This window comes from Blautia sp. HA3515, assembly GCF_059933065.1.
Genome location: NZ_JAYFUY010000129.1, coordinates 1 through 13,906 on the forward strand (window position 1 = coordinate 1; position 13,906 = coordinate 13,906).

Sequence of the window (13,906 nt, forward strand, 5' to 3'; positions counted from 1 at the left end):
AGCGGAAATATCACCTACATGCTCCATCATGGAAGCGATGGCAATCGGTGCCATAGCAAGGATTGAGGTCAGGTTAAATTTGCAAAGGAAGAATTTGGGTACACCTACAATGGGGGCAGATGCAACACCTGCAAAGCTGAGAATAGCACTTCCGTCTGCATTGGTCATTCCGCATGCATTCATGATCAGGGCAGCGATATAAGAAACAATGATACCCATCAGAATAGGGATAATACCAAACATTCCAACACCCCAGATATTAAAGAAGATAATGGTGGCAAGTGCGATCAGTGCAAGGATCCAGTTCTGGGAAGCGTTGCTGATAGCAGAAGGAGCAAGGCTAAGTCCGATACAGATGATGATCGGCCCTGTAACAACTGGCGGAAGGTAACGCATAACACGTTTAACACCGATCAGCTTGATGATCAGTGCAAGCACAAGGTAAAGAAGACCGGCAACAACTACGCCGCCACATGCATAAGGAAGCTTTTCGCCATAGCTCATATTTTTGAAAATACCGGTATCAAGCTCTGCAACTGTGGAAAAGCCTCCAAGAAATGCGAAAGATGAGCCAAGAAAAGCAGGAACCTTCATCTTTGTAAGAACGTGGAATAAAAGAGTACCGAAGCCTGCACAGAAAAGAGTAACCTGTACAGTAAGTCCTTCTCCATGGAAGTAGTTATTCACCAGAATGGGCACCAGAATAGTGGCACCAAACATAGCGAACATGTGCTGAAGTCCCAGGATAAGCATCTGGGGGATACCAAGCTTTCTGGCATCGTAGATTCCTTCGATTCTGAATTTCATAAATCCTCCTATCTGCCCTGTATATGGGCATAAAGGTACAGAGAAAAGCCATAACATATGTATGGCAATCTGTCCCTCCTCATAAAGTATGGTGCGTCTGCCGCCGGCTCTGCCTACGGCAACTGTGTGTATTATAAAGGATACGGCAATATTTTACAATGATTGACTTTATATGAAAAGTGAGGTAAGATTTTATCAGTATTCCCAAGAAAATGTACAGCTGCAAGAAGAGCTGTACCGGATAAAACCATGGAGGTAAAACAGAGAAAATGGAGAACGTATTTATTATGGATCATCCGCTGATCCAGCACAAGATTTCGATTATCCGCAATAAAAATACAGGAACAAATGAGTTCCGTAAGCTGATCGAAGAGATTGCTATCCTGATGGGATATGAGGCACTTCGTGATCTTCCACTGGAGGATGTTACGGTTGAGACCCCTATCGAGACATGTCAGTCTCCGATGATTTCCGGTAAGAAGCTGGCAGTTGTACCTGTACTTCGTGCAGGCCTTGGGATGGTAAATGGCATCACAACACTTGTTCCATCTGCAAAGATCGGTCATATTGGACTTTATCGTGATCCTGTGACTCATGAGCCTCATGAATATTACTGCAAGCTTCCGGATCCTATTGAGCAGAGACAGATCGTTCTGGTAGATCCTATGCTTGCCACAGGCGGTTCTGCTGTAGCTGCCGTTGACTTTATCAAACAGCATGGCGGAAAGAATATTAAATGCATGTTTATTATCGCAGCTCCGGAGGGAATGGAAAGGCTTCACAAAGCACATCCGGATGTGCAGATATACATTGGGCATCTTGATCGTGAACTTAATGAGAATGCTTATATCTGCCCGGGCCTGGGAGATGCGGGAGATCGTATTTTCGGAACCAAATAAGAGTGATCATAACTATTCGGCACTTTTGCTGTACTAGCAATCAATAAAAAGGACTGGAGCACTGTGGATATCAGGTCATATACAAACCTGAGATCCACAGTGCACCCAGTCCTTTATGTTTATGTATTATCAGAAAAAACAGAGCATATTATAAGGTGTCTCTGCGCTTGATGTATCCAGGATTGCCAACAGGTGCAATGATCTCCTTTTCACGGATCAGTCTGGCATGCTTGTCAACTACAAAATTCTCAAGATGAACATCCTGACCGATCAGTGTGCCTGCAAGGATAATACGTCTTTGATAACAGCTCCTTTTTTGATCACGCAGCCACGTCCAATAATGGAATTCTCTACAGTACCCTCGATCAGACAGCCGTTGGATACTATGGAATTGCGAATGTCTGCACCATCCATATAGTGGGTAGGGCAGGAGTTATTGGTACGGGTGTAAATAGGCCATCCTTCACCAAAAAGGTTCTGTGCTTCTTTAATGTTGATCAAAGCCATATTAGCATCATAATAGCTGCGGAAATCTGTAATAGGTGCAAAGAAGCCTTTGTGAGGGATACCACGTACATCCAGATCCATGCCTTCAATCTGACCTGTGCATGCTGCATTTACGATGTCCAACAAAGAGAACATGGAAGAGTAGGCAGCCGCCTTTTTAACCAGGCTGATGAAAAGGTCTTTTTTCATAACATAGGTATCCATGAAAATATTACGGTTCTTTGCTGTGCCAGGATTAGGTTCAATGGAAAGCACACCCTTCTGGCGGTTCAGGTTCACGATGTTGCAGTGGAGACAGGATTCCTTGGCATTGTCAATGGTATGATACAACAGGGTAATATCTGCTCCTGAAGAAATATGACTGCCGATCAGTGTGTCAAAATCCTGTGAATAAACCATGTAATTGGGAAGGATCACTACGTAAGGGTGATGCATCTTCTCAATGCTTTCCATATTCTCAATATAAGCTGCAATATCTGTATTATATACATCTCTCCAGGATCTGGCACCTGAAAAAAGAAGCTGCAGATGACCACTTTTGGAGTTGATGTTGTAGTGACGTCCTGTGCCGACATGCTCGATCAGGGAACGGGGCTTATTATTATCCATGTATACCTGGATCCGGTCAATATCACTATTGCTAAGATTGGAGATCGGGAAGTCGATCACACGGTATCTTCCAAGGAAAGAGAAAGCACCGATCGGACGATAATCCTGAAGTCCTTCTACAAGGATGTTGCGAGGTGATGAGTTTACAATGCCAAATGCGCTATACATATTATTCAGCCCCCTTTACACGTTGTGCAACAAGCTCGATGTGCTCGCTGTCTGCGCTGCCTGCCACAGCATTCTTTCCAATGTGGATATTGTCGGCAACAAGGGCACGCTGCACCACTGCGCCTTCTTCTACAACAACGCCTGGCATAAGTACGCTGTCGATCACCTTTGCTCCGGGACGTACTTTGGAGCCTGTGAATAGAACAGAATTTTTGACCTCCCCCTCTACTATACAACCCTGAGTGATGTATGCATTCGTTACACTTGCCTCCGGACCGATATACTGAGGCAGGGTTGTAACGTCTTCAGTATAGATCTTCCAGGTAGGGTCGTTAGTATCCAGCTCATTGTTCGGGCTGAGGAGATCCATGTTTGCTTCCCAAAGAGAATCAATGGTTCCAACATCCTTCCAGTAGCCTTTGAAACGGTAAGCAAACAGACGCTTTCCGTCATTTAACATGGTGGGGATGATATCTTTACCAAAGTCGTGGCTGGAATCCGGATTCTTCATATCTGCAAGCAGCATTTTGCGGAGCAGCTTCCAGTTAAAAATATAAATACCCATGGAAGCAAGGTTACTCTTCGGCTCTGCCGGCTTCTCTTCAAATTCTACGATCTGGTCAGTTTCACCATCTGTATTCATAATACCAAAACGACTTGCCTCTTTAATAGGAACTTCAATCACCGCAATAGTAGCATCAGCTTTGCTTGTTTTGTGGAAGGCAAGCATCTGGGCATAATTCATTTTATAAATATGATCTCCGGACAGAATGAGAAGATATTCTGGAGACCTGGAATCAATAAAGTCAATATTCTGGGAAATGGCATCTGCGGTACCCCGGTAAACATCAAGTCCTACATCTGCTTTTTCACGAGGCGGCAGTACATAAACACCACTGTCTTTGGCATCAAGTCCCCAGCGTCCTCCTGCTGCTACATAACTGTTCAATAGAATGGATTCGTACTGGGTCAGAACGCCTACAACATCAATACCACTGTTGGCACAGTTACTGAGAGGAAAATCTACAATACGGTACTTTCCACCATAGGAAACCGCCGGCTTTGCCACTTTGTTGGTAAGCTCGTGGAGACGGCTTCCCCGCCCTCCGGCCAGGATCATCGCTAACATGCTGTTTTGCTTCATAGTGAGCCCTCACTTTCATTTCTTGGATGCTTTTATGAATATAAAAAACAATATTCTTAAGTATATTATACATATTATTGATGCAGATTTCCATATTTTTGTGCAAAAAATATATAAAAATTGAGAAAAAAAGTTACAGTTCAAAGGCATTATTTTGTAAAGTGTTTTGTTATGAAAATGACAAAATTTCAGGAGGAAAAATCGATTACATATCCTGAAGACTGCGGATGGCCTGGATGTCTTCTTCAGATACCTTAAGGTTAGTGGTAAAATTTTTGCCGTCAGGAGTATTGATCTGAACCTCGATAATAGAACCTGCCTGGATTCCATGCTGTTGTACAGCAGTCATAAACTGAGGGAATTTGGGATGACGTTGGGTAAATCCATCCCAGGCGTTTTTGAATTGCATCATTTTTAGTGGATTAAATGCCATAATAAAGATCCTTTCTGAATGATTATAAATAATTGTTTAAAGGGTGAGCCTTACAGGTGCCATGTTTTTCGCTGTTTCCATGGATTGGCGGATCAGCTTTTGGAAGGTATCAGCATCCTTCAGGACTATGGGCTTAAGTTCCAGAAAATAAACATTCTCTTTGGGAATATCTTCGGAAGAAGGAAGGATCCCACAGAAGCGAGAGTCTTTGTCCATAAAAGACTGGTATACAGAAGTATCTGTGCCGGAAGGGGCAATACCATATACCCGGAACGTGGGCATATCCTGAAGGGTGATGCTTTCCATACACTTGGTAAGCTGCTCAGCTGAGCTATTTAAATGGAGTGCAGTAGTAAGAATATGATCCTGGGGGTCAGCAGCAGATAATCATAATACCATTTAAAAGCAGGAGGATAGTCTTTCAGGGGCAGAATATCCAGGCTGCGGGCAAATTCTGTAGTAGAGGAGATAATGCTTTCCTGTACTTCCGGGACATTCCTGTATTTACGATACCAGATAAAAAGGTCCGTCAACTCCCGGTTTAGGATTTCAGCAAGAGCAGCACCGGTGATGTTGTACTTTTTGGCATTGTTTCCGGATCAGGGCAAAAGAGCGGAATTGGCACTGGAAATTACGTGCTCTGTTCCCCACCAGGGACTGACTGTTGTTGATCCTGTATTTTACAAGCCGGTCCTTGGTAAAGACCACCCTGTCTGCCGCAAGGGATACTTCGTTAAAAAAGGAACGGTCATTTACACAGATAAAGTCATTAAACCAGAGACGATGCTCCAGAAAGGAACTGTCTTTTGTAAATCCCGTTCCAGGGAACAACACTTACATGGCCGAAGGCGCTGGGATTCTGTGAAAAATTGACTACCTTGCCATAAAGCTCTTCCGGCAGGCCGGAAAAACGAAGGATAGCGGTAGAGGAAATCTGGCCGGTGGCGTTATCAAAACAGCGGCTTTTTCCTTTGACGATATCTGCATCCATTTCTTTGGCAAGCTGATAATAACGGCGATATGCACCTTCTTCCACAATGTCATCAGAATCCGGGAAATGCGCATATTCACCGGTCGCAGCAACCAGACCGGTATTCCGGCAGGAGCCTGCATACATGGTCATAGGGTGGCGGATCAGCATCACACGGGAATCCTTGTGTGTGTAATTAGTGATGATCTGGGCTGACTGGTCTGTGGAATCGTCATCCACGCAGATCACCTGCAGGTCTGTAAGATCCTGAGAAAGTACACTGTCCAGACATGCCGGCAAATAAGGTGCAGCGTTATGAACAGGGATGATTACACTTAATTTCATAATTGTCTATTATCTCCATACAGGAACCGTGATTGAAAAATATTGGCAACTGTGAATATACTGAACAGTTACCAATATTGTATGTCAAAAACAGTCCTTTTTATTGTACTGTACGGCGTCCTACAGAATCGTAGATAATGCCGGTGTTTTCAAAGTTATGGGAAGGGTAGCAGTTACGACCGTCCAGGATGATAGGGTGGGCCATAAGTTCTTTGTAGCGGAGGATATCGAAAGTCCCAGGATACTGCGCCCATTCCGTGAAGAGAAAGCAGATATCCGCATCCTTTAAGGTATCTTCAATGGAAGAACAGTAGGCGATCTCATCCGGATAGTATTTCTTAAAATTCGGAATACCGACGGATCCCAGGCAAATATCCTGGCTCCGTCATCTAGCATGATGGGGATGTTGATCAGGGAAGGCGCTTCCCGAAGATCATCTGTGTCCGGCTTAAAGGTCAGCCCCAGAACCGCTACCTTCAGTCCTTCAAGGGAATCATAGTATTTGTGGCTTTTTTTAAGAAGCTTCATTTTCTGGATGTCATTTACTTCAATAGCGGCTTTAACCGTTTTCAGTTCTTTTTCATAATAATTGGAAACCCAGTGAAGGGCTTTGGTATCCTTTGGGAAACAGGAGCCGCCATAGCCGATCCCTGCCTTTAGGAATCTGTTGCCGATACGTGGATCCAGGCCCATACCCTTTGCCACATCTTCAATATTGGCATCCAGAAGTTCGCAAAGGTTTGCAATTTCATTGATATATGAAATCTTTAGTGCAAGAAAATCGTTGGATGCATATTTTACCATTTCTGCACTTCTACGGTCTGTAAATACAAAAGGCTGATGAAATTCCTGATAAACTTCCTTCATGCGATCACGTGCCCAGTCAGATTCTACCCCGATGACAATACGGGAAGCATGGAGAGTGTCCTTTACAGCAGTGCCCTGGGAAAGAAATTCCGGGTTTGAGGCGATTTCCACACGGATGGGAGACAGCCCAAGTGTGCTTCTCCTGGCGGTGATCTGCTGGGTCAGCCGCTTTTCGATTTTGTCATTGGTACCGATAGGAACTGTGGATTTGATCACAACTACACAATCAGTATCCAGGGTCTGGGCAATCTGGTCGATCACTGTGTATACAGATCTTCAGGTTCCGCAGAGCCATCCTTTTTTTCTGGGGTTCCAACACCTACAAAAATGGCCTGGGCATCCTGATAGGCACTGGCATAATCCGTAGTATAGGAAAGCCGCTCTCTTGTTTTTCTGCATCAAAGGCTCCAGATCTGGTTCGTAGATGGGGGATATCCCCTGTTTCATCAGTTGGATTTTATGTTCGTCAACATCTACACAGGTTACATGATGGCCTGCGTTGGCCAGGGCAACTCCTGTCACAAGACCTACATAGCCTGTACCTGCAACTGCTATTTTCATATTATTTGCCTGCCGCATTTTGCGGTCCTTTCATGGATTTTTATCTCAGTCGAGAAGACTCCCACCTCTTTCAGGTGGTGAGTAACAGCTCGACTTGAAATTCAATAATTATCAAAATGCTGCCTTCAAAAGGAATGGAGGTACATCTTGACTAGTAACTATAGGAATGTAGAACAGTTACGACTTAAAAAGGGTAGCACATTTAAGATGTGTTGTAAAGTTACCTTGCCCCCGGTTCTTTTCCTGCCAGTCGATGAGCAAAGGCAACCTGGCAGCGTTTGGCAAAGGAGGCATCTGTCCCCGGCTCTTTCATGGTACAGTTCACTTTGGGGGCAGCAGCTGCACAAAAGGCAATGGTCTGCAGATTGTCTGTGGACTGGATAAATACCTGGTCAAAGGAAACATGACCGAAATAACGGGTGTATGCCTGTTTTCCCAGGCGGAGCATCCTGCCGGTAGGGTAAATAGATGCCAGCCCCAGCCGGGTAATAAAGAAGCTGGATATTTTCCAGAAAAGGCTTCTGGCTGGATCCATCCGAATGGGAAGATACCAGATGTCTGGAAAATGAATATTCAGATATGCTTCTGCCTTAGGATCCTGAAGTACATTATAGGAAAGCCAAACTCGGGCCTCCGGATGATGAGAGATAAAACTGCTTAATTGCTCCATTTGTTCAGAAGATATCTTGCGGCCGGTAAACCACAGGATATGCTCTTTTGCAGACGGAGCAGCCGGATCATTCTGTGATTCCTGTAATATATCCGAAGCAAGAGCCGCCGATCCTGGAGAAGTGGCCTGAAGCTGGCGGATCAGTGCAGGTGCATTGGTACAAGCCGGGACAAATTGTAAGGCCTTTTGCAGGGAAGACGATAAAGGATATGGATCGTCTTCAGGTAAAAAACGAAGAACAGATGTTGGCGAATTACAGTCTGTCATCAGAATGCTGCGGTAATCTGTAATCAGCACATCACAGGACCAGATAAGATCTGTTTTGGAATTTCCTATGGAGCATGATGACAGCCATGAGGACTATATTACCTGGCTGAAGATCCTGAAGAAATATGGACCTGCAGCAGGGATCAACCGGCCATACCTGAAATATCGTCTTTCTGAAGGAGGGAAATCCAGGAATAAGCTGAAATCCGCCAGGATGACTTAACCATGTGTACCGTTATGTTGGGTATGGACCTGTGAAAAGCACCTGCTTTTTTATTTCTTATGCTTTGCACGGCCTATGGAAATACAGATAAAATATAAAATAAAATATAAAATAAAATATGGTAACTGTGGGTAAAAACAGTTACCAAATAAGTATTGCTGACCGGACAGCAGTCATCACAGCGGATGGCTCTGTCCGGTTATTTTGTTGTCTTTTTCTCTGTCAGGTCTTTTTTGATCTGAGTGGTGGAAATCTCAGGGGTGCGAGGCAGATAGACTACATCACAGTAATCTTTGAGAAAATCAAATTTTCCTTCCCAGTCATCCCCCATTACAAAAGTATCGATATGATATTCCTTAACATCAGATATCTTCTGTCCCAGTTCTCTTCCGGAATCACCAGGTCTACATAACGGATAGCTTCCAGAAGCTGCTTTCTTTTTTCATATGAAAAATAGCATTTCTTTTGCTTTTCATTCCAGTTGAACTCATCTGTTGAAAGTCCCACGATCAGGTAATCGCCGTATTGTTTGGCACGTCGCAGCAAATTGATGTGGCCGTAATGCAGCAGGTCGAAGGTCCCATATGTAATCACTCTTTTCATAATCTGTCCTCGCTGAATCAATTTCATGGTGCCATTATATCATATGCAGGTGAAACTGCAAAGCAAACCACTGGCAGAAAGAAAAATGTAAAATATTATTCTATAATTTGTAAAAGTATGTTATTATTTTAGAGACATTGCAACTGTTCATTGCTTTTACAGTTACGGGACTTTTACATAAGGGGAATGATAAAAATGACAGAGAAACAAGAGCATCTGTTAAAGCTTTTTCAGGAGCTGAATCACATATGTCAAGAGAATGAGCTTCGGTATGTACTGGCAGAAGAGTCAACACTTGCTGCAGTAGGAAGAGCCGGATTTGCCGGTGGAGAGACAGAAATAAAGGTTTACATGCCAAGGGCAGACTGGAACCGGCTTGGGGAGATGGCCGGGAAAGAACTGCCTAAGGACAGGATGCTTTACCCTGAGCCCATGGCAGGATATGGTGAGGATTTTGGCTGTGCCCTGGAAAAACAGCAGATCCTGGGGACAGGACCTGCAGGGGAGCGGATCCATATCAGGATACTGGATCCGGTGTCTGAGGAAGCATTTGAGAAATACAGGAGGGATCTGGGAATTACCTGGATCTTACAGATTCACAGGAGGTGCATGGACAGTCCTGGGGGATTTCTCCCTCCAGATATTACAGATATTATCTGTCCGGCAGACTTACAGGGAAAAAGCATGTCCTTGGAAAACTGGAAAAGCGTATGCAGGCCTTTCGGGAGGAAGATTGCAGTAAATTTGCAGTACATGTGGGAGAACGCTTCCTTTTTATGGAAAAAGAGATACTATTTCCTGGGAAAACCTGTGATTTCCAGGGAGTGCAGGCAATGATCCCAGGGAAGGCCAGTGAATATCTGACGCAGGTCTACGGGGATGAATGGACGGATTTTCAATTTCCGGCAGAAGAGGATGCGCAAAGATCTGCAACAGTTGAAGGGATCAGCTATCAGGAGTTAAGGGAAGACTATCTGCCGTGGATCCGAAAGGGCAGATTACAACGGGCGATCATGCACGGCAAGCTTCGTATTCTTTCCGGAACTAAGGACAGTGGGCAAGAAGAATCAAAGGGATTTTTCAGAAATGTGACGGGAATAGAGCAGGAAAAGGATCTGGAACGATTCAGGCAGGCCATTGCAGACTATGCTGGCGGCAAGAAAATTTCTGCAAAAGAGACAGCCCTTTCCCTTTATGAGAAGTATCCGGATCATCCTCAGATCACCAGATTTCTCAGCAGATTTTATATGGAAGAGGCCAGAGAAATTCAGGATGGTACAGAGGCAGAACGTTTTATCGAAGAGGCTCTGCGTAAATTTCCGGAAGATGGTTATTTCCTGAAATACAGAGGAGAGCTTCTTTGGATGCGGGGAAGATGTGCAGATGCTCTTGTTGTATTTGCACAGGCAAGGGAGAAGACTTCAAATATGATCGTGCATAAGGAACTGGATCAGTTTCTTGCACTATATGAACAACAGGCCGGAGATACATGCCAGGCACTTCTTGCCAATAGGGAAAAAGAAGCGGCACGGAATCTGGCAGAGCTCTGGTTACGGCTTCTGCCACATTCGGAACGGATGAAAAGCCTGGTATATCTGACCCGGGTCAGTACTGCCAGAACAGTAAAAGAAATGGGGAGCTTCTTACAGATGAGATGACTGCTTTTGTACAGGCGCGGGAGAATGGCAGAAGGAAAAAGAACAGGGAACTGTATGGCCCGGCGCTGACAAGGGCCTGGGAACGGCTTGCGATATCCTGGAGAACTGGCAAAGCTTCGTACAGAGATCCTGTACACGGAAGAGCCCGGGGAACTGGAATGGATCGCTGAAAAGGTTAAGGATTATCAGATCCACAAAGATAAGCTGGCTCAGGTGTATAAGCTTGGAGGCGATGCAAGAAAGAAGCAAGGCCTAGACGGAACAGGCCTTTGAGAACTATCGAAAGGCTATGGAATATGCAGGAAAATCTTATGCAAGAAAGGAACTTTCCTCTCTGATCCTGCAGGATCTATATATGGGAAGCCACAAGGCAGCCGAATATGCTGCATCCGGAAAAGGAGAAGAGTTTCTGGATGCCTGGTTATCCAGGTATGGTACTGTGGAAGACCTGAAAAAACTGGTGAGAAGCTGTGTGGCGGATGGAAGCATTTCACATACTGGTGACAGGATGCCTCTTACCGGTGAAAACTGGCAGACTATGGAGGACATGAAGGAGCCTAAAACCGATTATGCCACCTGGTGTTGGGAGTATGTACAGTTCTGTGCAGAGAAGATCCGCCTGGAAAAATATTACACAACCCATAAGGATGTGATCGTAAATCTGTACAAAAATAAGGATTACCCACGATTGGAAAGCTTTCTTGCCCCTTATCACCAGGCTACGCTGCGGAGCCTGAAGACTCAGGAGATCTTTGTGCCGGATGAAGAGATTTTTGAAATCTATCTGTACATTCTTGGATGTAAAGGCATGGAAACACTGAAAAAAGAAATCGAGAATTACTGGAATTGATTCCGGGAAAACGTATTTTAAGGGCAATACAAATTTATATGAAATTTATAGAAAAGCTAATCTGAAATTACAGGAAAAGACTTGACGGACAGGTATGTTTTGTGGTACACTTGACAAGCGACATGGAAGTTAGGTCTTTTTTTTATGCCCGAAATTGGTGACGGATATGCTTTTTGAAGGCAAAAGAAGACCGTGCAAATGAAAACACTGGAGGTGGAAGTTGTGCGCGTTAGGATTACATTAGCATGTACGGAGTGCAAGCAGCGGAACTACAATATGACTAAGGAAAAGAAAAACCATCCTGAGAGAATGGAAACAAAGAAATATTGTAAATTCTGCCAGAGACACACAATGCACAAGGAAACAAAGTAGTCACGAGATTGTGAGGTTAGGCTATGCAAGGAAAAGAAAAATCTGCTGATAAAAGCCAGAAGAAAGGTTTCTTTCAGGGAGTTCAGGCCGAGTTCAAAAAGATCATTTGGACAGACCGTCCTACTCTTATCAAACAGACAATCGTCGTTCTGATCGTGACAATTCTGCTGGGCGTGATCATCAGCGTGATGGATGCAGGCATTCTGGAATGCATAAATCTTTTAATTAAATAAGGACAAAGGTGGATTGTATGTCAGAAGCAAAATGGTATGTGGTTCATACCTATTCAGGGTATGAGAACAAGGTAAAGGCCAACATTGAAAAAACAATTGAGAACAGACATCTGGAAGACCAGATCCTGGAGGTTCGTGTTCCGCTGCAGGATGTAGTGGAGATGAAGAATGGCGTTGCCAAATCTGTCCAGAAAAAAATGTTTCCAGGTTATGTGCTCCTCAACATGATCATGAATGATGATACCTGGTATGTTGTCCGCAACACCAGGGGAGTTACGGGATTCGTAGGGCCGGGATCCAAGCCGGTGCCTCTGACAGAAGCAGAAATGCAGCCCCTTGGCATCCATGAGGAGAGCGTTCAGGTGGATTTTGAAGAAGGGAGACATGGTTGTGGTAACAGGCGGAGCCTGGAAAGATACCACAGGTGTTGTATCAGCTATTAATCTGCCAAAACAGGTTGTGACTATCAATGTTGAACTGTTCGGCCGCGAAACACCGGTAGAGATCAGTTTCGCAGAGATCAAGAAAATGTAAATTATTAATCAGGTAACACGATATCGTGGGAGGGATATACCCCCGCCAATACCACATAGGAGGTGCCGAAAATGGCAAAAAAAGTAACAGGCTATATCAAATTACAGATTCCCGCTGGTAAAGCAACTCCAGCACCACCTGTAGGTCCTGCTCTTGGACAGCACGGTGTAAATATCGTTCAGTTTACAAAAGAGTTTAACGCAAGAACAGCTGATCAGGGAGATATGATCATTCCGGTTGTTATCACTGTTTACGCAGACAGAAGTTTCAGCTTCATAACCAAAACTCCGCCGGCTGCAGTTCTTCTTAAGAAAGCTGCAAACATCAAATCTGGTTCCGGCGTACCGAACAAAACAAAAGTTGCAAAGGTTACAAAGGCTCAGGTTCAGGAGATTGCAGAGCTGAAGATGAAAGACCTGAATGCAGCATCCATCGAAGCAGCTATGAGCATGATTGCTGGTACTGCAAGAAGTATGGGAATTGAAGTAGTTGATTGATTATAAGTAGATAGTGGGAGGGCCTTTCCCCGCAAATACCACAGGAGGTTATAGAAATGAAACGAGGAAAGAAATATGTGGAAGCTGCGAAAGCAGTTGACCGCTCAACATTATATGATACCGCAGAAGCAATCAGCTTAGTGAAAAAAGCTGCAGTTGCAAAGTTTGACGAGACCATCGAAGTTCATATCCGTACAGGCTGCGATGGACGTCATGCAGATCAGCAGATCCGTGGTGCAGTTGTTCTGCCACACGGAACAGGTAAAAAGGTTCGTGTTCTTGTATTTGCAAGAGACGCTAAAGCTGAGGAAGCAAAGGCAGCAGGCGCTGAGTTCGTAGGAGCTGAGGAGCTTATTCCGAAGATCCAGAACGAAGGATGGCTGGATTTCGACGTTGTTGTTGCAACACCTGACATGATGGGCGTTGTAGGACGTCTGGGTCGTGTACTTGGACCGAAAGGTTTAATGCCAAACCCGAAAGCTGGTACTGTAACCATGGATGTTACAAAAGCGGTTCATGATATCAAAGCCGGTAAGATCGAGTACCGTCTTGACAAAACAAATATCATCCATGTTCCGGTTGGTAAAGCTTCCTTTACCGAGGAGCAGTTAAGCGACAACTTCCAGACGCTGATTGGAGCTATTTTAAAGGCAAGACCAAGCACACTGAAGATCAAAAAAAAAAAAAAA

Annotated in this window: 18 protein-coding genes and 4 pseudogenes; 11 read left to right on the forward strand and 11 right to left on the reverse strand. The window is 44.5% G+C overall.

From position 1 onward, the window contains the following. Positions 1-807 (reverse strand): uracil-xanthine permease family protein (locus R1Y93_RS10925; protein WP_500822820.1); only part of this gene is annotated, 807 nt, incomplete at its 3' end. Between the two features lie 269 nt (positions 808-1,076). On the opposite strand from R1Y93_RS10925, the gene upp reads away from it, so the two are divergent. Beyond that, entirely contained in the window at positions 1,077-1,706 is a 630-nt protein-coding gene (gene upp / locus R1Y93_RS10930; protein WP_158421934.1) for a uracil phosphoribosyltransferase, read from the forward strand. A 148-nt stretch (positions 1,707-1,854) separates the two neighbouring features. On the opposite strand, the pseudogene glgD reads toward upp, so the two are convergent. The 9 genes and pseudogenes from glgD to R1Y93_RS10975 form a co-directional block, all read right to left on the reverse strand. Continuing rightward, positions 1,855-2,990 (reverse strand): annotated as a pseudogene (gene glgD, locus R1Y93_RS10935) (glucose-1-phosphate adenylyltransferase subunit GlgD). 1 nt (position 2,991) lies between these two features. Continuing rightward, positions 2,992-4,134 (reverse strand): glucose-1-phosphate adenylyltransferase, encoded by a 1,143-nt coding sequence (locus R1Y93_RS10940; protein ID WP_500822821.1) that lies wholly within the window; start codon positions 4,132-4,134, stop codon positions 2,992-2,994. A 205-nt stretch (positions 4,135-4,339) separates the two neighbouring features. Continuing rightward, positions 4,340-4,567 (reverse strand): hypothetical protein, encoded by a 228-nt coding sequence (locus R1Y93_RS10945; protein ID WP_500822822.1) that lies wholly within the window; start codon positions 4,565-4,567, stop codon positions 4,340-4,342. A gap of 36 nt (positions 4,568-4,603) precedes the next feature. Beyond that, positions 4,604-4,873: a hypothetical protein gene (locus R1Y93_RS10950; protein ID WP_500822823.1), complete on the reverse strand. Its 270-nt coding sequence runs from the start codon at positions 4,871-4,873 to the stop codon at positions 4,604-4,606. Between the two features lie 463 nt (positions 4,874-5,336). Then, entirely contained in the window at positions 5,337-5,882 is a 546-nt protein-coding gene (locus tag R1Y93_RS10955) for a glycosyltransferase family 2 protein (RefSeq protein WP_500822824.1), read from the reverse strand. Between the two features lie 100 nt (positions 5,883-5,982). After that, positions 5,983-6,255 (reverse strand): UDP binding domain-containing protein, encoded by a 273-nt coding sequence (locus R1Y93_RS10960; protein WP_500822833.1) that lies wholly within the window; start codon positions 6,253-6,255, stop codon positions 5,983-5,985. Then, a complete protein-coding gene (locus tag R1Y93_RS10965) occupies positions 6,168-7,010 on the reverse strand; it encodes a UDP-glucose dehydrogenase family protein (protein WP_500822825.1) in 843 nt (280 codons plus the stop codon). Before R1Y93_RS10965 ends, R1Y93_RS10960 begins: the two co-directional genes overlap by 88 nt. After that, positions 7,007-7,328 (reverse strand): annotated as a pseudogene (locus R1Y93_RS10970) (2-dehydropantoate 2-reductase N-terminal domain-containing protein). Before R1Y93_RS10970 ends, R1Y93_RS10965 begins: the two are co-directional and overlap by 4 nt. Positions 7,329-7,530: 202 nt before the next feature. After that, the gene (locus R1Y93_RS10975) at positions 7,531-8,277 is read right to left on the reverse strand and encodes a hypothetical protein (protein ID WP_500822826.1); all 747 of its coding nucleotides are present in this window, start codon (positions 8,275-8,277) and stop codon (positions 7,531-7,533) included. A 37-nt stretch (positions 8,278-8,314) separates the two neighbouring features. Here R1Y93_RS10975 and R1Y93_RS10980 point away from each other — a divergent pair, with 37 nt between their 5' ends. Next, positions 8,315-8,470, forward strand: a complete 156-nt coding sequence (locus R1Y93_RS10980; protein ID WP_500822827.1) for a hypothetical protein — start codon at positions 8,315-8,317, stop codon at positions 8,468-8,470. Positions 8,471-8,669: 199 nt separating this feature from the next. On the opposite strand, the pseudogene tagD reads toward R1Y93_RS10980, so the two are convergent. Next, positions 8,670-9,073: pseudogene (tagD, locus tag R1Y93_RS10985) on the reverse strand (glycerol-3-phosphate cytidylyltransferase). 195 nt (positions 9,074-9,268) lie between these two features. On the opposite strand from tagD, the gene R1Y93_RS10990 reads away from it, so the two are divergent. The 9 genes and pseudogenes from R1Y93_RS10990 to rplA all read left to right on the forward strand — a co-directional run. Continuing rightward, a complete protein-coding gene (locus R1Y93_RS10990; protein WP_500822828.1) occupies positions 9,269-9,910 on the forward strand; it encodes a hypothetical protein in 642 nt (213 codons plus the stop codon). Then, a complete protein-coding gene (locus R1Y93_RS10995; RefSeq protein WP_500822829.1) occupies positions 9,907-10,731 on the forward strand; it encodes a tetratricopeptide repeat protein in 825 nt (274 codons plus the stop codon). Before R1Y93_RS10990 ends, R1Y93_RS10995 begins: the two co-directional genes overlap by 4 nt. A gap of 87 nt (positions 10,732-10,818) precedes the next feature. After that, a complete protein-coding gene (locus tag R1Y93_RS11000; RefSeq protein WP_500822830.1) occupies positions 10,819-11,004 on the forward strand; it encodes a hypothetical protein in 186 nt (61 codons plus the stop codon). 16 nt (positions 11,005-11,020) lie between these two features. After that, on the forward strand, positions 11,021-11,581 hold the full coding sequence (locus R1Y93_RS11005; protein ID WP_500822831.1) for a hypothetical protein: 561 nt from the start codon (positions 11,021-11,023) through the stop codon (positions 11,579-11,581). A 222-nt stretch (positions 11,582-11,803) separates the two neighbouring features. Continuing rightward, positions 11,804-11,953 carry a 50S ribosomal protein L33 gene (gene rpmG / locus R1Y93_RS11010; protein ID WP_117853039.1) on the forward strand — a complete coding sequence of 50 codons (150 nt, stop codon included), beginning with the start codon at positions 11,804-11,806 and terminating at the stop codon, positions 11,951-11,953. A 23-nt stretch (positions 11,954-11,976) separates the two neighbouring features. After that, a complete protein-coding gene (secE, locus tag R1Y93_RS11015) occupies positions 11,977-12,186 on the forward strand; it encodes a preprotein translocase subunit SecE (protein ID WP_158421219.1) in 210 nt (69 codons plus the stop codon). 17 nt (positions 12,187-12,203) lie between these two features. Beyond that, positions 12,204-12,720: pseudogene (nusG, locus tag R1Y93_RS11020) on the forward strand (transcription termination/antitermination protein NusG). Positions 12,721-12,791: 71 nt separating this feature from the next. Further along, positions 12,792-13,217, forward strand: coding sequence for a 50S ribosomal protein L11 (gene rplK, locus R1Y93_RS11025; protein WP_158421217.1), 426 nt, complete (start codon positions 12,792-12,794; stop codon positions 13,215-13,217). Positions 13,218-13,273: 56 nt separating this feature from the next. Then, positions 13,274-13,906, forward strand: a 633-nt coding sequence (gene rplA, locus R1Y93_RS11030) for a 50S ribosomal protein L1 (protein ID WP_500822832.1), incomplete at its 3' end; no start/stop codon positions are given.